General features: G+C 70.9%; 16 protein-coding genes. 8 read left to right on the forward strand and 8 right to left on the reverse strand.

Annotated elements, in window-relative coordinates:
* Positions 1-3: 3 nt before the first annotated feature.
* The 5 genes from ACLBWX_RS07380 (at position 4) to ACLBWX_RS07400 (ending at position 4,926) form a co-directional block, all read left to right on the forward strand.
* On the forward strand, positions 4-1,200 hold the full coding sequence (locus tag ACLBWX_RS07380) for a geranylgeranyl diphosphate reductase (protein ID WP_447676422.1): 1,197 nt from the start codon (positions 4-6) through the stop codon (positions 1,198-1,200).
* Positions 1,197-1,694, forward strand: a complete 498-nt coding sequence (locus ACLBWX_RS07385) for a TspO/MBR family protein (protein ID WP_447676423.1) — start codon at positions 1,197-1,199, stop codon at positions 1,692-1,694. The genes ACLBWX_RS07380 and ACLBWX_RS07385 overlap by 4 nt, the downstream gene beginning before the upstream one ends.
* A 3-nt stretch (positions 1,695-1,697) precedes the next feature.
* On the forward strand, positions 1,698-1,988 hold the full coding sequence (locus tag ACLBWX_RS07390) for a hypothetical protein (RefSeq protein ID WP_447676424.1): 291 nt from the start codon (positions 1,698-1,700) through the stop codon (positions 1,986-1,988).
* Between the two features lie 33 nt (positions 1,989-2,021).
* Entirely contained in the window at positions 2,022-3,602 is a 1,581-nt protein-coding gene (locus ACLBWX_RS07395; RefSeq protein WP_447676425.1) for a c-type cytochrome, read from the forward strand.
* Between the two features lie 160 nt (positions 3,603-3,762).
* Complete coding sequence (locus tag ACLBWX_RS07400) at positions 3,763-4,926, forward strand: heparin lyase I family protein (RefSeq protein ID WP_447676426.1); 1,164 nt, start codon at positions 3,763-3,765, stop codon at positions 4,924-4,926.
* Between the two features lie 66 nt (positions 4,927-4,992).
* On the opposite strand, the gene map is transcribed toward ACLBWX_RS07400, so the two are convergent.
* Complete coding sequence (gene map, locus ACLBWX_RS07405) at positions 4,993-5,742, reverse strand: type I methionyl aminopeptidase (protein ID WP_447676427.1); 750 nt, start codon at positions 5,740-5,742, stop codon at positions 4,993-4,995.
* Positions 5,743-5,901: 159 nt separating this feature from the next.
* Between map and hrpB the strand changes: the two genes are divergently transcribed.
* Positions 5,902-8,403, forward strand: coding sequence for an ATP-dependent helicase HrpB (hrpB, locus tag ACLBWX_RS07410; RefSeq protein WP_447676538.1), 2,502 nt, complete (start codon positions 5,902-5,904; stop codon positions 8,401-8,403).
* Positions 8,403-8,843: a DUF805 domain-containing protein gene (locus ACLBWX_RS07415; RefSeq protein ID WP_447676428.1), complete on the forward strand. Its 441-nt coding sequence runs from the start codon at positions 8,403-8,405 to the stop codon at positions 8,841-8,843. The genes hrpB and ACLBWX_RS07415 overlap by 1 nt, the downstream gene beginning before the upstream one ends.
* A gap of 4 nt (positions 8,844-8,847) precedes the next feature.
* On the opposite strand, the gene lpxB is transcribed toward ACLBWX_RS07415, so the two are convergent.
* From lpxB to fabZ, 4 genes are read right to left on the reverse strand one after another with little or no spacing between them, the layout of a single operon-like run.
* Positions 8,848-10,020 carry a lipid-A-disaccharide synthase gene (gene lpxB, locus ACLBWX_RS07420; protein WP_447676429.1) on the reverse strand — a complete coding sequence of 391 codons (1,173 nt, stop codon included), beginning with the start codon at positions 10,018-10,020 and terminating at the stop codon, positions 8,848-8,850.
* The gene (locus ACLBWX_RS07425; RefSeq protein WP_447676430.1) at positions 10,017-10,931 is read right to left on the reverse strand and encodes an LpxI family protein; all 915 of its coding nucleotides are present in this window, start codon (positions 10,929-10,931) and stop codon (positions 10,017-10,019) included. The genes lpxB and ACLBWX_RS07425 overlap by 4 nt, the downstream gene beginning before the upstream one ends.
* Positions 10,928-11,740 (reverse strand): acyl-ACP--UDP-N-acetylglucosamine O-acyltransferase, encoded by an 813-nt coding sequence (gene lpxA, locus ACLBWX_RS07430; RefSeq protein WP_447676431.1) that lies wholly within the window; start codon positions 11,738-11,740, stop codon positions 10,928-10,930. Before lpxA ends, ACLBWX_RS07425 begins: the two co-directional genes overlap by 4 nt.
* Positions 11,737-12,192, reverse strand: coding sequence for a 3-hydroxyacyl-ACP dehydratase FabZ (gene fabZ, locus ACLBWX_RS07435; RefSeq protein ID WP_447676539.1), 456 nt, complete (start codon positions 12,190-12,192; stop codon positions 11,737-11,739). The genes lpxA and fabZ overlap by 4 nt, the downstream gene beginning before the upstream one ends.
* A 353-nt stretch (positions 12,193-12,545) precedes the next feature.
* On the opposite strand from fabZ, the gene ACLBWX_RS07440 reads away from it, so the two are divergent.
* Entirely contained in the window at positions 12,546-13,940 is a 1,395-nt protein-coding gene (locus ACLBWX_RS07440) for a helix-turn-helix domain-containing protein (protein WP_447676432.1), read from the forward strand.
* 3 nt (positions 13,941-13,943) lie between these two features.
* Here ACLBWX_RS07440 and lpxD read toward each other — a convergent pair whose 3' ends face one another.
* The 3 genes from lpxD to rseP all read right to left on the reverse strand — a co-directional run bounded on the left by lpxD (position 13,944) and on the right by rseP (position 19,093).
* Positions 13,944-15,002 (reverse strand): UDP-3-O-(3-hydroxymyristoyl)glucosamine N-acyltransferase, encoded by a 1,059-nt coding sequence (gene lpxD, locus ACLBWX_RS07445; RefSeq protein ID WP_447676433.1) that lies wholly within the window; start codon positions 15,000-15,002, stop codon positions 13,944-13,946.
* Between the two features lie 45 nt (positions 15,003-15,047).
* The gene (gene bamA / locus ACLBWX_RS07450; RefSeq protein WP_447676434.1) at positions 15,048-17,609 is read right to left on the reverse strand and encodes an outer membrane protein assembly factor BamA; all 2,562 of its coding nucleotides are present in this window, start codon (positions 17,607-17,609) and stop codon (positions 15,048-15,050) included.
* Positions 17,610-17,932: 323 nt separating this feature from the next.
* Complete coding sequence (gene rseP, locus ACLBWX_RS07455; protein ID WP_447676435.1) at positions 17,933-19,093, reverse strand: RIP metalloprotease RseP; 1,161 nt, start codon at positions 19,091-19,093, stop codon at positions 17,933-17,935.
* Between the last annotated feature and the right edge of the window lie 80 nt (positions 19,094-19,173).

A 19,173-nucleotide genomic window follows, 5' to 3' on the forward strand; every position in this document is an offset into this window, starting at 1 on the left:
ATCATGGCTGCCGTCCGGGACACCGAGCTCGAGACCTACGACGTCGTGGTAGTGGGCGGCGGCCCGGCGGGCGCGACGGCGGCCACCGACCTCGCGCGGAGCGGACGGCGCGTCCTGCTCCTCGACAAGCCCGGACGGATCAAGCCCTGCGGCGGCGCGATCCCGCCCCGCCTGATCCGCGACTTCGCCATCCCCGACCACCTCCTCGTCGCCCGCATCCGCTCGGCCCGCATGGTCTCGCCCAAGGACAAGCGGGTGGACATGCCGATCGGCGACGGTTTCGTCGGGATGGTCGACCGGGCCGATTTCGACCCGTGGCTGCGGGAGCGCGCCGTCGCGGCGGGCGCGGTGCTCCGGCCCGCCACTTTCCGCCACATCGAGCGCGACGCGGACGGCGCCTCCGTGCACTACCTCCAGGACGGCTTTCCCCGCGCGGCGCGGGCGCGCCTCGTCATCGGCGCCGACGGGGCGAGTTCGCCCGTCGGCCGGGCGGAGATCCCCGGCCACGCCGCGATGCGGCAGGTCTTCGCCTATCACGAGATCGTCCGGCTGCCCGAGACGGGAGCCCACGACGTCGAGGCCACCCGCTGCGACGTCTACTACCAGGGCAAGCTCTCGCCCGACTTCTACGCCTGGGTCTTCCCGCACGGGGACACGGTGAGCATCGGCACCGGCAGCGCCCGCAAGGGCTTCTCCCTGCGCGGCGCGATCCGGGCACTGCGCGCCTCCACCGGCCTCGAAGGCGGCGAGACCGTCCGGCGCGAGGGCGCCCCCCTCCCCCTGAAGCCGCTGCGCCGCTGGGACAACGGCCGCGACGTCCTCCTGACCGGGGACGCCGCCGGCATCGTGGCCCCGGCCTCGGGCGAAGGCATCTACTACGCCATGCTCGGCGGCCGCCTCGCCGCGGAGGCGGCCCAGACCTTCCTCGCGACGGGGCAGGCCCGGTCGCTCGCCGGGGCCCGACGCGACTTCATGCGCCTGCACGGACGGGTCTTCCTGATCCTGCGGATCATGCAGGCGGTCTGGTACCGCAACGACGGTCTGCGCGAGCGCTTCGTCTCGATCTGCCGGGACCGCGACGTGCAGCAGCTGACCTGGGATTCGTACATGAACAAGGAACTGGTCCGGGCCAAGCCCGCGGCCCATGCGCGGATCTTCTTCAAGGACCTCGCACACCTGTTCCGCTGGGTCTCGCCATGACCCTCGACGGGGCGGGCGGCTGGGGACCGGCCGGCGTCGCCGCGGTCGCGGCGATCCTCGTGGCGCTGGCGGGCGGGCTCCTGACCACCACTGGGCCCTGGTACCAGGCCCTGCGGCGCCCGTCCTGGAAGCCGCCGGACTGGGCCTTCGGCCCGGTCTGGACCACGATCTTCACGCTCACGGCGGTCTCGTCCGTGCTCGCCTGGAATGCCGATTCGAGCGCGTCGGCCCGCACCGCCCTGATGATCGCCTATGCGGTCAACGCCGTGCTCAACATCGCCTGGAGCGGCCTGTTCTTCCGCCTGCGCCGGCCCGACTGGGCCTTCGTCGAGGTGCTGTTCCTCTGGCTCTCGATCGGGGTGCTCATCATTGTCACAGGGCGCGTCCACGGGATGGCTGCCCTTCTCCTGCTGCCCTACCTCGTTTGGGTCGGGGTCGCCGCCTGCCTGAACCGAGCGATCGTCCGCCTCAATGGCCCGTTCCGGAGCGCGTGAGCGATGGAGGCATTCCTTGCCAGCGGTCACTTGGTCGATGCCATCCTGCTCCTCGTCGCGATCGAGGCGCTGGGGCTGATCCTGTGGAGCCGTCGCACGCAGGGCACTTGGCCACTCGCCCTCCTGTGCAACCTGACCTCCGGCGCGGCCCTGATGCTGGCGCTGCGCTCCGCCCTGACCGGCGCCGGCTGGACCGTGATCGCCGGATGCCTGGCCCTGGCCGGGCTCGCCCACGTCACCGAAATGGCCCTGCGCCTCGGCCGCCTTCGGGAAACCCACGACACGCGCGCCTGACCGCCCCCGATCCCACAGACCCGGAGAGACGCCATGGAATATCGCCGTACCGCTCTCCGTCTTGGGACCGGCCTCGTTCTCGGACTGGGCGCCCAGGGCGTCTCGGCCCAAGGTGTCGCGGCTCAGGACGCCGATTTGATCAAGCGCGGTGAATACCTCGCGACCGCCGGTGATTGCGTCGCCTGCCATACCGCGCCGGACGGCAAGCCCTTCGCCGGCAACTACGTGCTCAACACCCCGATCGGGAAGATCCGCACGCCGAACCTGACCCCGGACCCGGAGACCGGGCTCGGCAATTGGAGCGCCGACGACTTCTACCGGGCCTTCCACGAGGGCATCACCAAGGACGGTTCCTACCTTTACCCGGCCTTCCCCTTCGCCTGGTACACCAAGGTCACGCGCGCGGATTCCGACGCGATCTTCGCCTACCTGAAGTCGCTGCCGGCGGTGCATGAGCCGCGCAAGCCCTCCGAGATCCCGTTCCCCTTCAACATCCGCACCGCGCTCATCACCTGGCGGACCGCCTTCTTCACGGCCGGCGAGTTCCAGCCCGACCCGCAGGCGAGCGCCGAGGTCAACCGCGGCGGCTACCTCGTCGAGGGGCTCGGCCATTGCGGCATGTGCCACAACGCCAACAAGATCGTCGGCAACAGCGGCCTGGCCGGCAAGCTCGGCGGCGGCGTCATCGACGGCTGGTACGCGCCCAACATCACGCCCGACGACCACACCGGCATCGGCGGCTGGAGCGACGAACAGGTCGTGACCTACCTGAAGACCGGCGCCGCCCCCGGGAACCAGCCCGGCGTCGCGGCCGGCCCGATGCGCCAGACGATCGAGGAATCGCTGTCGAAGATGACCGACGCGGACCTGAAGGCGATGGTGGCCTACCTGCGCACGCAGAAGGCCAAGGAGAGCTACAAGGTCAAGGACATCCAGGCCTTCAATCAGGCCGACGCTCCCGGCGCCGCGACCTATCTCAGCTACTGCTCCTCCTGCCACAAGCCGGACGGCAAGGGCGTCGAGGGGGCGATCCCGGCGCTCGCGGGCAACACCTCGGTGCAGGCGCAGGGACCCGAGACGGTGATCCGGGTCATCCTCGGCGGCCTCTCGGCCCAGAACGGCTACGCACCGATGCCGGCCATCGGCGCCGGCATGACGGACCGGGAGGTGGCGGACGTCACCGACTACGTCCGCAACGCCTGGGGCAACGCCGCCCCGGTGATCAGCGAACGCGGCATCGTCGCCAGCGCGCGCAAGGCGACCGAGACCATGCTGGCCGGCACCGCGCCCTGTGCCGAGATCGCGCAGCCGGACATCGCCAAGGCGGTGGCCGATTCGGGCGCGGCGCAGAGCCTCGCCGGACTCGATCCCGAGAACTTCATCCCGACGGTGAACGCGCTGCTGCCGAAGATCAAGGCGGCCGTTCCGGACGCCAAGGGCGACGACATCGTCAACGGGCTGACCACGGCCTTCTGCAAGGCCGGCCGCAACGATACGCGCTACGACAAGGCCGGCTGGCACGCCGTGATCGGCAGCTTCGCCAGCATCACCTACTCGCAGCTGAAGAACCCCGAGCGGAAAGCCGCCGGCATGGGCACGACGCCGGCCCCCTGAGGGGCCGATACCGGGATCCGATCGCGCGGGCGCGCCCGCGCGGCACAACCCGTCGCTCGCCCTTTCGATCCGGCCTTGGCCAAGCCCGCAGGGAAGCCGGGGCCGACCTCGGCGGAAACGCCTCCGGATTCCGTTCGGTTCGGAATCGGGAGACCCGACGGTGGTCCGTGCCGGTTCGGCAGCGGCAAACACGACGCTTTTCGCCGAAAGCCCGCGCCGCGACCGGTCGGGCCGAAGTCCGGTCCGGTCCGGTCCGCAGGACAGCGTCGGGCCGCCCCCGCCGTTCCTTCGCAGCGGATCGCAGCGGCCCGGACCGACGCCACCCTCCGCGACGGCAGGACGGTTTTTCAAAGTTCGGCCAATCTCTTGCGACAGGACGGCGGGAAGCCCGGAGAAACCCGATCATTTCGTCGGGTTCACGGACTCGATCGGGGACGTCGGCATGACCTTGAGCAGGAGAGACGTTCTTGCCGCAGCATCGACGCTGGTCGGCATCACGGAGGCCGGGGCAGCGCCGGGAAAGGCCGCCACGCCGAGCAATCCGGAACCGGCGGCACGGGCGACGGCGCCGAACGGGCCGTCTTCCAACGGGTATCGCGCCGTCGACAACAACGCCTTCGTCAACTTGGCGGGACAGCGATGGCAGGCGCAGACCGGCGCGCCCAATGGAGTTTCCGTGAACGACGCCGAAATGGTGCGGTTCGCGGCCAGGACCGGCGAGCGGGCGAGCTTCGATCCGCCCCGGAAGATCCGTGCGGAACTCTGCGGCCAGCAACGCTACGCGAAGGGCGAACCCATCCGGTTCTCCGGAGCGGTCACGGTCGACCGGGCCAGCCGGATCACCGGTACGGACTGGTGTTCGTTCATCCAGATCCACCAGGCCGACCCGGTCCGGTCGAACGGCCAATTCGCCATGGCCTCGCCCCTGTTCGCGGTCGACCTGAGCCTGGATCGATCCGGCAAACCGGTCCTGCGTGCGCGGGGCGAGACCGGGAAGGGCGAGCAGCGGACGTTCTCGCCGATGCGGATCCTCGGATCGGCGCCGTTCGCCTTCGGCGTCGAGCACAGCTTCTCGCTGGAGGCGACCGACGGTCACGGCGATATGGGACGGATCCGGTTCCTGCTCGATGGACGGCCGGTCTGCGACTTCAGCGGACCGACGGGCTACGAGTACGTGGATCTGCTGAAGGACGCGCTTCCCGGGCGGCAGCAGCTGACCGGCTCCTATCTCAAGATGGGCATCTACGCCGGCAAGTTCAGCGGCAACACACCGCCGCCCGACGTGTTCGTGGCCTATACCTTCCGGCGCCTGAAGACCGGTTGACCGGTCGGGACGGCGCGCGATCTCGCCACGGCCCGCCCCCCGGATTCCAGTCTGCGCGACGCCGGATCAGCCGGCCGTGGTGATGATGAGCGGGCCGTTTCGGGTCGCCACCACCGTATGCTCGTACTGGACCGTGAACGCGTTCGGCCGGCTGTAGAGGGTCCAGGGGTCGTCGCCGTCCTCGGCGAACTCGGCGCCGAGGGAGAGGAAGGGCTCCACAGTGAAGACCAGACCCTCCGTCGCGATCCGCCGCTCGGAGGCGTCGGGCCAGGTGGCGATCTCAGTCGGCTCCTCGTGGAGGGAATGGCCGACGCCGTGGCTGGCGAGGTTGCGCACCAGGGTGTAGCCGTTTCGCCGCGCGAAGGCGCCGACCGCCTGACCGATGGCGGCGATCGGCTTGCCGGTGCCGACCTGGCGCAGGCCGGTCCACATGGCCCGCCGCCCGTCCTTGCACAGCCGCTCGACCGCACGGGTCACGGGCGGCACGGGGAAGGAGGCGCCGGTATCGGCGAAGTAGCCGTCCTTCTCCGCGGAGACGTCGATGTTGACGAGGTCGCCCGGGTTGATCCGGCGGGGACCCGGGATGCCGTGCGCGATCTCCTCGTTGACGCTGATGCAGGTGGCTCCGGGAAAGCCGTAGGCGAGTTCCGGCGCCGGGCGGGCGCCGGAGGCTTCCAGGAGCCGGCGCCCGATCGCATCGAGCTCCAGCGTGGTCATCCCGGGCTCGATCGCGCCCCCCATCGCCTCCAGCGTGTTGGCGACGATGCGCCCGATCCGCTTCAGGGCCGCCAGGTCGTCGTCGCCCGCTACCGTCATGTCGCTGTTCCTCAGGGGCCGCCCGGAGAGGCCGGCCGCTCGCGCGTGCTCACTCGTCGGAAATCCCATAGCCGACCTGCCGCGCCGGGACGAAGCCGCGTTCGTCCGGGGCGGTGCCGCGGCTTGCGGATCGCGCCGGATCGCGTCACCAGCACGTCGATGGTCCATCCCGCCCCCGTCGCCGCATCCGACCTGCCCATCGAGGCCGCCCTTCCGGCCCTGCGCGCGGCGCTTGCCGGCGGCCCCGCCGCCGTACTCGTCGCCCCCCCGGGTGCCGGCAAGACCACCCGTGTGCCCCTCGCCCTCCTCGACGCGCCCTGGCTGCGGCCGTCCGACAAGATCATCCTGCTGGAGCCGCGCCGCCTCGCGGCCCGGGGCGCCGCCGAGCGCATGGCCGCAACCCTCGGCGAGCGGGTCGGCGACACCGTCGGCCTGCGGGTCCGCCTCGGCTCGAAGATCTCGGGCCGCACCCGGATCGAGGTGGTCACCGAGGGCGTGTTCACCCGGATGATCCTCGACGATCCGGAGCTGACCGGCATCGGCGCGGTCCTCTTCGACGAGTTCCACGAGCGCTCCCTCGACGCGGATCTCGGCCTCGCCCTCGCCCTCGACGCGCAGGGCGCCCTGCGCGAGGACCTGCGCCTCCTCGTGATGTCGGCGACCCTCGACGGCGCCCGGGTCGCCGGCCTCCTCGGCGCGGCCCCGGTGATCGAGTCGGAGGGGCGCGCCTACCCGGTCGAGACGCGCTACTGGGACCGCGACCCGAACCGGCGGATCGAGGACGTGATGGGGGAGGCCATCCTGCGGGCCCTGCGCGCCGATCCCGGCTCGGTGCTGGCCTTCCTGCCGGGCCAGGGCGAGATCCGCCGGGTCGCGGCGCTGCTGGCGGACCGGGTCGACGACGCCACCGAGATCGCGCCGCTCTACGGCGCGCTGACGCCCGCCGAGCAGGACCGGGCCGTCGCACCCGCGCCGGCGGGCCGTCGCAAGGTGGTGCTCGCCACCAGCATCGCCGAGACCTCGCTGACCATCCAGGGCGTGCGCATCGTCGTCGATTCCGGCCTGTCGCGCGTGCCCGTCTACGAGCCCGGCCTCGGCCTGACCCGCCTCGTCACCGCACGGGCCTCGCGCGCCTCCGTCGACCAGCGCCGGGGACGCGCCGGCCGCACCGAGCCGGGGATCTGCCACCGCCTCTGGGCGGAGGCGGCCACCAACGCCCTCGAACCCTTCACCCGCCCGGAGATCCTGGCCGCCGATCTCGCGGGCCTGGTGCTCGACTGCGCCGCCTGGGGGGTCTCCGAACCCGCGACGCTCGCCTTCCTCGACGCCCCCCCCGCCCCCGCCCTGGCCGAAGCGCGGGCGATGCTGCGCGACCTCGGCGCGATCGAGGCGGACGGGCGCCTCACCGAGACCGGCCGCGCCCTGCGCGCCCTGCCCCTGCCACAGCGCCTCGCCCGCATGGTCGTCGGCGCGGCGGGATACGGCATGGCCCGGGCGGCGGCCGATCTCGCGGCGGTGCTGGTCGAGCGCGGACTCGGCGGAGACGACACCGACGTCACGCAGCGGGCGGAGCGCTTCGCCCGCGACCGCGCCCAGCGGGCCGCTGACATGCGCCGCCTCGCCCAGGGCTGGGCGCGGCAGGCGGAGGGCTTCGCCGCGCAGCGCGCGGGCGCGCCGGCCGGGCTCGACATGAGCGAAGCCGGCCCGCTCCTCGCCCTCGCCTATCCCGACCGCGTCGCGCGCGCCCGGGGCCGCGACGGCGAGTTCGTGATGGCCAACGGACGGGCCGGGCGGGTCGACGGGGCCTCCGCCCTGGCCCGCGCGCCGTTCCTCGTGGTCGCGGAGATCACCGGCACCGCCGCTCAGGGGCGCATCCTCGCGGCGGCCCCGATCACCCTGGACGCGATCGAGGCCCTGTTCGGACCGACGATCGAGGCGACGACGCAGGTCGCCTTCGACCGGACCGCGCGCGCCCTGCGTGCCCGGTCCCTGCGGCGCCTCAAGACCCTGACCCTGGGAGAGCGCACCCTGCCGGTTCCGGCGGACCTCGCCTCGGCGGAGATCCTGGCGCGGGGCGTCGCCGAGATCGGCCTCCCGGCCCTGCCCTGGACACCGGCCCTGACCCAGTGGCGCGCCCGCCTGCGCTTCCTGCGCGAAGCCGATCCCGAGACTTGGCCGGACCTTTCCGACGCCCGCCTTCTCGACACGATCGCGGCATGGCTGGCGCCCGAGATCGTCGGGCGCACCAGCCTCGACGCCATCGGCGCCGACGACCTGACGCGTGCCCTTCAGGCGCTGCTGCCCTGGAACCTGCGCGCCCGGCTCGACACGGAGGCGCCGACCCATGTCGAGGTGCCCACCGGTTCGCGGATCGCCCTCGACTACGAGGCCGAGGGAGGGCCGGTGCTCGCCGTGCGGGTGCAGGAGCTGTTCGGGCTCGAACGCCACCCGAGCATCGCCGCCGGGCGCATCCCGCTGGTCCTGCACCTGCTCTCGCCGGCCTCCCGGCCGATCCAGATCACCCGCGACCTGCCGGGGTTCTGGCGCGGATCATGGAGCGCCGTGCGCTCGGAGATGCGCGGGCGCTACCCACGCCATCCCTGGCCGGAGGATCCGGTCGCGGAACCGCCGACCCGGCGCGTGAAGCCGAGGGGCACGTGATGCCGCGTCTGCGGGCCGTCCTCGCGCTCTACGACCCGCGCGGGCGGCTCGCGGCGCCGGCCTACCGGCACCGCCTGATCCGGACGCTCCTCCTCGGTTTCGGGCTGCTCTGCCTCGGCATCTGGCTCGCGAGCCTCGGCCTGCGCTGGGCCGGCTTTCTCGCCGTCGCCGGCATCCTGCCGGTGACGGCCGCGATCGCGATCCAGACGATCCGGCGCCTGCACGACCGGGATCGCAGCGGCGGCTGGCTCGCGGTCTATGTCGTGGCGGAGGCCGTCAGCGTGCTGCCCCTGGAGCGGGCCGTGGACACCCATCCCCTCCCCGTCATCGGCCTGGTGCTGGCGATGCTCGGCTTCTTCGTGTGGTTCTTCGTCGAGACGGTCGTCCGATCCGGGAGCCCCGGCGCCAACCGCTACGGCCCGGACCCCCGGGAGCCGTGAGCGCTCAGGCCGCGCGGCGGGCGGCGAGGACGATGCGGGCAGCGCTTCGGCTCGGCGGCTCGTCGTCGGGCAGGCGCATCAGGCCGTCGATGCGGGCGAGTGCGGCCACCTGCGCGTCCCGCGCCGGCTCCCCGGCGAGCAGCGGTGCGACGGCGTCGGCGAGGCGCGGAGCGGTGCACTCGGCCTGGATGAACTCGGGCATGGCGTTCTGGCCGAGGATCAGGTTCGGCAGGACGATCGTGGGCACCTGGATGAGGCGGCGGGCGACCGCCTCCTCGATCCGCGAGACCTTGTAGGCGACCACCATCGGCACGCCGGCCAGGGCGAGTTCGAGCGTCACCGTTCCGGAGGCGGCGAGGGCCGCCCGCGCCCGGCGGAAGGTGGCGTACTTGGCCGCCTCGCCGTGGACGAGAGTGACCGGGCTGTCCCAGCCGAGGGCGAGGCGCTCGATCAGGGCCCTGTGCCGGGTGACGGCCGGCAGGACCGCCTCGATCGGTCCGAAACGCGTCGTGAGCCGGGCCAGGGTGGCCCCGAAGACCGGCATCAGGCGCTCGATCTCGGAGCGGCGCGAACCGGGCAGGATCACCAGCACCGGGCGCCCGGCCATGCGGGCCTCGGCCTCGGCGCCGCTCGGCCGAAGCTCTGCGAGTCGCTCGATCAGCGGGTGGCCGACATAGGTGCAGGCCGGGCCGTTCAGACGACGGTGCGCCTCCGGCTCGAAGGGGAGCAGAGCGAGAACGTGATCGATGAAGGGCCGCATCTTCGCCGCCCGCCACGGACGCCAGGCCCAGACGCTCGGCGAGACGTAGTCGACGATGGGCAGATCCGGCATCCGCTTGCGCACCCGGGAGGCGACCGCATGGGTGAAGCCGGGACTGTCGATGATGACGAGCACGTCCGGCCGGGCCACGACGACGTCGCGAACGGTCTGGCGGATGCGCCGCAGCAGGGTGCGCAGGCGGGCGGCCACCGGCAGGTAGCCCATCACCGCCACGTCATCGATGGGAAAGAGGGAGGCGAACCCCTCCGCCGCCATGGCCTCGCCGCCGACGCCGCCGAAGCGGATCGGCCGATCGGAGAGTTCGCGCAGGCCGCGCATCAGCTTGGCCCCGAGCTGATCCCCGGAATCCTCGCCCGCCACCAGCCAGACCGTCCGCTCGCTGCGCGGTTCGCTCATGAATCCGATCCCGTACGGGCCTCCGGCCCGGCCGCCTGGACGCTCAGGCCGAGAAGGAACAGGCCCGCCCGGTCCGCGGCCGCGATCGTGGCCGGACGGTCGATGATCAGGGTGAAGCCCGCCTGGATCGCCAGGCCGGCACAGCCCGCCGCCGCCGCGTTGACGACCGTGCGCGGGCCGATCGCCGGCAGGTCGACGCGCAGGTCCTGGCCTGTCTTGGCGCATTTCACCAGAACGGTGCCGGCCTGGGCGCTGCCATAGCCGAAGGGCCGGCGACCGAGCATCCGTGCCCGCGCCAGCATCCGGTCGGTCCCCTCCGGGCCCTCGACCGCCAGAGCCCGTTGCCCGACGACGACGGTGGCCTGGCCGACATCGAAATCCGACAGGGCCGCCAGCAGGGACCGCCCCGTGGCGATGGACTCGCGCGCCGTGGCATCGGGCGCGTGCCGGCCGAGCAGGCCCTCCGGACTGAGGAGGTCGGGCGCGACTTCGTGGACGCCGACCACGCCGTGACCATGGTCTTCCAGGAGCGCCAGCGCTCCGCGCAGGAGGCGGTCGTCGCCTCCGTCCGAGATGGCCTTCAGGGCATCGCGATTTCGCAGGGCCGCGGCGGCGTTGAGGATCGCGGCCGGGTTCGGCCGCGACACGCCGCCGGCCGGGACCACGCTCACCGGCCCCCAGGCCTTGAGGATCGCCAGGATGCCGGCGATGTCGAGGAGGTCGACGGTGGCCTCCGCACGGGCGCGCATCGCCCGCTCGGCGAAGCCGCGGATCGCGAGCACCCGGAACGGGCGTCCCGCCCGGTCGAGGGAGGCGGCGACGAGCTCCGGCAGGCGGCCGGCGCCCGCCACCAGGACCAGCGCCGCCGGAGCGGGCGCGATGCGCGCGGCCGGCGCCGGGTTCGCGCTCAAGCGGCGCTCGGCGTCTCGCGCGGAGTGCACAGCGAACGCTTGCCGCCCGCGCGGATGAAGGCGACGATCTCGGCCACGGCCCGGTGGGTCTCGAACTCCGCGGCGACGTCCTCCAGGCGCTCCATCAGCGTGCCCTCGTTGGCGAAGAGCGAGCGATAGGCCCGGCGCAAGGCGTGGATGTCCTCGCGGGCGAAGCCCCGCCGCTGCAGGCCGATGATGTTCAGGCCCGACAGGTAGGCGCGATTGCCGAGGGCCATCCCGTAGGGGATGCAGTCGTTCTCCAGGCCGGAGAGCCCGCCGACGAAGGCGTGGGCGCCGACGCGCGCGAACTGGATCACCGCGGCGCCGCCGCCGAGGATCGCGTAGTCGCCGACGCTGCAATGGCCGGCGAGCATGACGTTGTTCGAGAACACGACGCCGTTGCCGACGCGGCAATCATGGCCGACATGGGAATTGGCGAGGAAGGTGCAGTTGTCGCCCACCGTGGTCTCGAGACCGCCCCCGGCGGTGCCGGGGTTCATGGTCACGCCTTCGCGGATCAGGCAATCGGCGCCGATCGTGAGGGTGGACGCCTCGCCCTTGAACTTCAGGTCCTGCGGCGGATGGCCGATGGAGGCGAAGGGATAGAGCCGGGTCCGGGGACCGATCGTGGTCTGGCCCGCCACCACCACGTGGCTGACCAGCTCGCAGCCCGCCCCGAGGGTGACGCCCGGGCCGACATGGCAGAACGGACCGATCCGGACGTCCTCGCCCAGGGTCGCGCCGTCCTCGATCACCGCGCTCGGGTGGATCTGCGCGGCGGTGCTCACTCGGTCACCAGCATCGCGCCGATCTCGGCCTCGGCGACGAGGGTGCCGTCGACCCGCGCCTCGCCGCGGAACCACCACATGGTGCGCCGGTGGTTCATCTTCGTCATGTGGTAGCGGACGGTATCGCCGGGCACGACGGGCTTGCGGAACTTGCACTTGTCGATGGTCATGAAGAACACCTGCTTGGCGCGCAGGTCGTCGCCCATGATGTGCCGGCAGCAGATGGCGCCGGCGGTCTGGGCCATGCCCTCGATCAGCAGGACGCCGGGGAACACCGGCAGGCCGGGAAAGTGTCCGGTGAATTGCGGCTCATTGATCGTGACGTTCTTGATCCCGATGCAGCTCCGGTCGCCGTCGATCTCGATGATCCGGTCGATCATCAGGAAGGGATAGCGGTGCGGCAGGAGTTCCAGAACCTTCTGGATGTCAGCCGAGCCGAGTTCACGCGGCATGTCGTTCATCGCTTGCATTACCTTACTGCGCGTCTGCGCCCCCGCCGCCCCGCCTCGTTCCCGTTCGCCGTCAGACCTGGAGGATGCGCCTTCATTCGGCAGAAGGACCGCGGATGCAAGCCCTCAGGCATGCCCGCAGGAACGAATGCGACGCTCTTCGGTCGTCTCAGCGCGTGAACCGGAGTGACGGATCGCCACGTTTCCAACGCTCCGCGCAGGCTATCGCGTCAGTAGAACTCCGACGATCTTGACCTCGGCGCGGCTCGCCCCAGAATGCATTCGCGCCGACGCAGCAACCGCCTTCGTCCGACGACTTCCCTTGCCGAGAACAAGACCTGATGGTTTCGTCTGAGATGGATTTGCTCGCCCGCAGTGAAACCGTGGAACCTGAAAGTAGCCGAGTCTCGACGGGCAACAACGTTCAGGCACTCCGTCCCGGCGACGTCATCATCTCCGATCGGCTCGCGGAACGCCCGGCCAAGCCGACGGATGTCGGCGCCATGGCGGAGGCCCTGGCCGAGATCGCGCCCTGCCTGGTCCCGGACCCGGGTGCGGCCGGGCGAGCCATCCTCGCCGCGGTCCTCCGGCTCTGCGGATGCGGCTCGGCCGGCCTCAGCCTCGTCGAGGCGGATTCCGATGCGCTGGTCTGGAGCCGCGTCGCCGGCCTTCTCGCGGACCAGGCCGGCCTGCGCCTTCCCCCCGATCCCGATGCGGGCCGCTGCTGCATCGCGGCGGGCGCCACGATCCTGGTGAGCCGTCCCTTCGCCGGGCTCGCGGACGATGCGCGCGCGCCCCTGCTCGAAGGCCTGCTCACGCCCCTGCGCGACGGCACCGGACAGGCCCTCGGCGTGCTGTGGGCCGTCCATCACGACGTGACCGCCCGTTTCGACGCGGAGGATGCGCGGATCCTCGAGCAGTTCGCCGGACTGCTCGTTCTCGCCCTCAAGGCCCCGGACGATCCCCGATCCTCTCCGATGGCGAAATCCGTGCGCACGGCGCGCCCCTCCGCCCGGGCGGAGGCTGCGGAAAATCCGTTCATCCGCAAGTTGCACGGCTTCGTACCGCTCTCCGCCGCCGATCGCGAACATCTGCATCGGCTCACGGAGAATGCGGTCCCGGTGCCGGCCCGGACGGACCTCATCCGTGAGGGCGACCGTCCCGGCGGGGTGTTCCTGATGATGGAGGGGGTGGCCTGCCGCTACCGACGGATCGGCGCGGCGCGGCGCCAGGTGACCGCCTTCCTGCTGCCGGGCGATTTCTGCGACCTCGACGTCGCCCTGCTCAGCCGGATGGACCACACCATCATGACCCTGACGGAGGGGCGGGTCGCGCGACTCGACCGTTCGACCATTCTCGACTTGACCGGCAATCATCCCAACATCGCGGCGGCGTTGCGCAAGACCACCCTGGTCGACGAGGCGACCCTGCGCGAATGGCTGGTCGGGCTCGGGTCGCGGACCCCGATCGAGCGGATCGCCCATCTCTTCTGCGAATTGCAGGCCCGGTTCGAGGTCGTCGGGCTGGCAGGTCCGCAGGGTTTCCCGCTGCCCCTGTCGCTGTCGGACCTCGCCGACGCGACCGGCCTCTCCGGCGTGCACGTGACCCGGGCGATCCGGGACCTCTCCGGCCGTGGTTTCGTCGCCCAGGCCGCCGGGATGCTCGTCATCCGCGATCCCGGCGGGCTGAAGGCGCTCGCCGGCTTCGGCGGCGACTACCTTCACCTGGAGGACCGGCACCCGCGCGGCTGAGGCTCAGGCCTTCGGCTCGTCCCCGCCGGTGGAACGCTCGGCCAGACGCGCCAGCGTGGTCAACTCGCGGAACCAGGCCCGGACCGGCTTAGCCGGGGTACCGCCCCAGCGGCTGCCCGGGGGAACGTCGCGGTTCACGTTCGACGACCCGGCGATCTGCGAACCCATGCCGATGCGCAGGTGACCGACGACGCCGACCTGCCCGCCGAGGACGACGAAATCCTCCAGCGTGGTCGAGCCGGAGATCCCGACGCCCGAGACGATGACGCAGTGGCGGCCGATGACGACGTTGTGCGCGATCTGCACCAGATTATCGATCTTGGTCCCCTCGCCGATCACCGTGTCGCGGCTGGCGCCGCGATCGATGGTGGTGTTGGCGCCGATCTCGACATCGTCCTGAACGATGACCCGGCCGATCTGCGGCACCTTCAGGTGCCCGCCCGCGCCCATGGCGAAACCGAACCCGTCCTGGCCGAGGCGCGCGCCCGGATGGACGATGACGCGGTTGCCGAGGAGAGCGTGGGTCAGGGTGGCGCCGGCGCCGATGCTGCAGTCCCGTCCGATCCGGACATGCGGACCGATGCTGGCGTTCGGGCCGATCACCGTTCCGGAGCCGATCTCCGCGCCGGGACCGATGACGGCGCCCGGATCGACCTGCACACCGGGCTCGAGGCGGGCCTCGGGATGGATGTGCGCCCCCGGCGCGACGCCGGCGGCCCCGAAGAGCGAGCCCGGCCGCATCGCCTCCGGATGGAGGCGCGCCAGCAGGCCCGCATAGACCCGGTAGGGGTCGCGCAGGACCAGGGCCACGGTCTCGGCCGGAACCCGCGGGGCGAAGCGCGGTGAGACGAGGCAGATCCCGGCCCGCGTCGCGGCGAGCGCGTCGCCGTACCGGGCATTGTCCATGTAGGCGACGTCCCGCGGCGTGGCGGATTCCAGCGGCGCGGCGCCGGTGATCAGGCCCGCCGGGTTCGCGCCTTCGGGAAGCGGAACGCCAGCAGCCTCGGCGATGGCGCCGAGGCTGAGGGTGGTGGTCGCGGAGAAGAAGATCGGATCTGACATGCCGTCACAACGCGCCGCCTCCCCGAAAGGAGGCAGCGCTCCGGGTCAGAACCGCGAGCCGCCGGAGAACCGGAAGGCCTGCAGCTGGTCCTTGCCGACGCGGCCGAGGTAACTGCCGGCCGCATCGTAGGCCTTGACACCTTCGTCCTTCGAGAGGGCGTAGGCGTAGTCGAAGCGGATCGGACCGAGCGGCGAGTTCCACAGGATCGATGCGCCGACCGAGGAGCGGATCGTCATCTTGTCGCGAACGTTCACGCACTCGGGTTCGACGCCGATGGTGTTCTGGTTGAAGTTACAGGCTCCACCCGGCGCGATGCCGTTGATGAAGGCGTCGCCGTTCACGTTGAACTGCGTGCGGCCGTTATAGCCGAACAGCGTACCGGCATCGGCGAACACCGCACCCTTCAGGCCGAGATCCCGCGGCACGCCGGGGAGCGGGAACTGAACTTCGACGGTGCCGCCGAAGTAGGTCGAGCCGCCGATGGCGTTCGAACGGCTGTCGCTGATGCCGACGTCGCGCGGACCGATACCGTTGGGCGCGAAGCCGCGGATCAGCGACGGGCCGAGGAAGAACTGGTCGGTGATGCGCAGCGGCTGATCGTTCAGCGCCGTGATGTGACCGCCCTGGAAGCGGACGAAGCCGACCACGTCCTCGTAGAGCTCCTTGTAGTACCGGGCGTCGCCGGTCACGCGGAAGAACTTCGAGTCGCCGCCGAGGCCCGCGACATCGGGCTTCAGCTCGGCGTAGAGGCCGTTGCGGGGCGAACCCAGGTTGTCGAGGGTCGAGTAGGCGAGCGTCAGGCCGGCGAGCGAGGTCAGCGTGCTGCCCTGCGAACCCTTGAGCGCGATCGAGGCTTCGCCGTCGAAGGCGCAGGAGGGGTAAGCGGCCTGCTCGCCCGCCGCACCCGTCGCACGCGTGCCGTTGGTCAGCAGCGTGTAACCGGGGATCGGGTTCGAGCAGTCGTTGTACGGCCGCTTGACCGTGTTCGGGACCTTGAGCTCGGTGTTGTAGAGCGAGTACCGCATCGTGATGCCGAACTCTTCCGTGATCGGCAGGCCGACGCGGAGCTGCCCGCCGTAGACGGTGGTCTCGTAGCGCGAGTAACGGGTCTGGTCGCTGTACTTGTAGAAGGCGTCGAAGCCGGCGGCGAGACGATAGCCGAGAAAGTACGGCTCGGTGAACGAGAAGTCGAAGCCGCGCGAGTACTGACCGCCGGTGCCCGCCACACGAACGTACTGGCCGCGACCGAGGAAGTTCGACTCCGAGATCGAGACCTCGCCGATGATGCCGTCCTGGGTGGAGTAGCCGCCCGCCACCGAGAACGAGCCCGTGGGCTGATCCTCGACGTCGATGTTGATGATCACGCGGTCGGCCGAGGAGCCCGGCTCGTTGGAGAAGCGCACCTTCTTGAAGAAGCCGAGACCGTTCAGGCGACGCTCGGCCCGGTCGGTCAGCACCCGGTTGTAGGCGTCGCCCTCGGTGATATCGAGCTCGCGCCGGATGACGTAGTCGCGGGTGCGGGTGTTGCCGCGGATGTTGATGCGCTCGACGTAGACGCGCGGGCCGTCCTCGACCACGAAGCCGAGGGCCACGGTGTGGGTGGCGCGGTCGCGCTGGCCGGTGGGACGCACCTGGGCGAAGGGGTAGCCCTGGCGGCCGACCTGGTTGGTCACGCCGTTGAGCGTGCGCTCCACGTCCTCGGCGTTGTAGACGTCGCCGACCTGGGCGCGGATCTCGCCGTCGAGGACCTGGGTGTCGAGGCCCGGCAGGCGGGAATCGATCGCCACGGCGCCGACGCGGTACTGCTCGCCCTCATCGACGGTGACGGTGACGACCCAGCCGGCGTCGCCTTCGCCCTCGACGTAGCGGGCATCGGCGTTCACGACGCGGAAGTCGGCGTAGCCGTTCTTGAGGTAGTAGCGCCGGACGATGTCGAGGTCGTTGGTGATGCGATCGGGATCGTAGACGTCGGAGGTCTTGATGAAGCTGAGGAAGTTCATCTCCGAGGAGGACATCAGCTCGCGCAGCTTGGACGCCGAATAGGCGTTGTTGCCGACGAAGTTGATCGCCTTGATGCCGGTCTTGTCGCCTTCCTCGATGACGTAGATCACGTCGAGGCGGCCGTTCGGCAGGTCCACCGTCCGGAACGTCACCTTCGCGGTGCCGCGGCCGGCACGGCGGTAGACTTCCTTGATGCGCTGGATGTCGGCCTGAACCACGGCCTCGCTGAAGGCGCCGCGCGACTTTGCCTCGACCTCGCCTTCGAGGGTGGCCTTCTCGATCTTCTTGTTGCCCTCGAACACCACCCGGTTGATCAGGTTGTTCTCGCGGACGCTGACCACGGTGCTGGCGCCGCTGCGCGAGACCTTGACGTCGGAGAACATGCCGCTCGCCAGCAGGTTGCGGCGGGCTTCCTCGGGCGATCCGGAGGCGGTCCCGGTCACGTAGGACCGGATGGTGTCGGCATCGACACGCTTGTTACCCTGGACGACGATCTGCTGCGCCTGAGCGGTTCCGCCGAGAACGAGGCCAGCGGCCGCCGCGGCGACTAGGACGATGGTCTGTTCCGCCGACTTACGCCGGCGCTTCCCCGTCATCGACATCATGTAATCGCCCGTCTCTTTATATCTTCAGCGCGAGTTTGCACCCGCAGCCAGGCACCCGTTTTCCGGGCGTCCTGACACCTGGTCCCAAGCTCAGCTTCTATCGGGATTCCCCCGTTAAGCAAACGCCGGGGGGTCCCGCTCACTGGGGATTTTGGGGAGACGTGGCCTTCCGGTCACTTAACGCCCCGGCCCGATCGTCGAACACGGTCAACAAACGGTTGCGCGCGAAACCCGGAGGTTCCGCGCGCGAGGTCGATTGTGGTTAAGATCGAGGCCTTTGCGTGTCCCGAAGCGGGACTTTGCCCGGAATTCCCAGCCCAGGCTCAGGTCCCCCGCGCACCCCAGGAGGCGCCGAGATTGAGGATGTCGTTCCAGGCCGCGAACAGCATGAGGAACAGGACCAGGGCGAGCCCGATGCGGAAGCCGATCTCCTGGGCCCGTTCGCTGAGCGGACGCCCGCGGACCGCCTCGAAGGCGTAGAACAGCAGGTGCCCGCCATCCAGCAGCGGTACGGGGAAGAGGTTGAGCAGGCCGATCGAGACCGAGAGCAGCGCGATCAGCCCGATCAGGCCTCCGAGACCGCCGCTCTGGGCGACGGCACCGGAGACCCGGGCGATCCCGATCGGTCCGGAGAGCTGGTCGGGTGATTCCCTCCCGGTGACCAGCTTGCCGATGTAGTCGATGGTCCGGTCGACCACGAAATAGGTCTCGTAGGTGCCGAGGCCGAGGGATTGCAGCGGGCCGTAATGGACGAGCTTGGCCTCGTTGGCCTTCGGCCCCTGGATGCCGAGGCGGCCGAAGCGATGGCGACCGAACGGCGTCACGTCCTCCTTGCGTTCCGGAACGGCCACGAGTTCGCGCGTCTCGCCGGCGCGCTCGACCGTGAAGGTGAGGCTGGAGCCGGCCGCGCCCGAGACCGTGCGCTGCATGTCGGTGAAGCTGTCGACCCGCGATCCGCCGATGGCGCGGATCACGTCGCCGGGCTCGAAGCCGGCGCGGGCGGCGGCGCTGTCGGGCATCACCGCCTCGACGCGGGCCGGCGTCTCGTAGCGGCCGCCGAAATAGATGGCGCCGGAGAAGAGCGCGATGGCGAGGATGAAATTGGCGATCGGCCCGGCGGCGACGATCGCGGCGCGCTTGGGCAGGGACTGCGTCGGGAAGCTCGTCGCCCGCTCCTGCGGGGTCATGCGTGCCACGGCCTCCGGGTCCGGCACGCTGGCGCCGTTGGCGTCGCCGTGGAACTTGACGTAGCCGCCGAGGGGAATCGCCGAGAGCTTCCAGCGCGTCCCGTGGCGGTCGTTGAAGCCGAACAGTTCCGGTCCGAAGCCGAGGGAGAAGGCGTGGACGCCGACGCCGCACCAGCGGCCGACCAGGAAATGTCCCATCTCGTGCACGAAGACGACGATGCTCAGCACGATCAGGAAGGGGATCACGGCGCCGAAGAAACCGCTCGCCGTGCCGCCCATGGCGTTCAGGAAGTCCATTGGTCGATCCTCTCGGCCTCCCCCGGGGCCGTTGCTCCGCTGTAGCAGATCGGGTGCGGTGGACGCGAACGCAAACCATC

Source organism: Methylobacterium sp. M6A4_1b (genome assembly GCF_053345175.1).